At 70.1% G+C, this 502-nt stretch carries 1 protein-coding gene; it reads right to left on the bottom strand.

Going from position 1 to position 502, the window contains the following annotated elements; all coding sequences use genetic code 11:
• Positions 1-487: DMT family transporter (locus tag AB9K35_RS00045; RefSeq protein WP_369923891.1), on the bottom strand; the 487-nt coding region annotated here is incomplete at its 3' end.
• Positions 488-502: the final 15 nt, after the last annotated feature.

Raw genomic sequence — 502 nt, 5'->3', positions numbered from 1 at the left:
GGTCGCGCCCGGCAAAGCCCAGCGTGCCCGCCACCGCAAACAGCGAGGCGGGCTCGAACCCGCTGAGGCCCGGCCGCAGGATCAGGAGCACGCCGACAAAGCCTAGGCCGATTGCCAGCCAGCGCCGCCAGCCCACGATCTCGCCAAAGAACACCACCGCCCCTGCTGCCACCACCAGCGGCGTTGCCTGCAGGATGGCAGAAGCCGAGGACAAGGGCGTCAGCGCGATCGCCAGCGTGAAACACAGCCGCCCGACCACCTCCGCCACCGAGCGCAGCAGCATCGGGCGCGTGCCGAAGGCCGGGTGCCACGGGCGGTGCCCCTGCGCACGCGCCATCGCGGCAAAGACTGCCATGCCGCCCAGGCCGAACAGGATCAGGATCTGCCCCACCGGCAGCGCGGCGGCGGCGGATTTGAGGAACATGTCCTCCAGCGCGAAGGCCCCCATCGCCAGCACCATCAACAGGCTTCCGCGCAGCGTATCCATGCAAGACCTTTCCGC

Source organism: Leisingera sp. XS_AS12 (genome assembly GCF_041224635.1).
Taxonomy (GTDB): domain Bacteria; phylum Pseudomonadota; class Alphaproteobacteria; order Rhodobacterales; family Rhodobacteraceae; genus Leisingera.
Note: the sequence above shows the minus strand (reverse complement) of the source record. Positions and strands in the feature narration are given on the sequence as shown.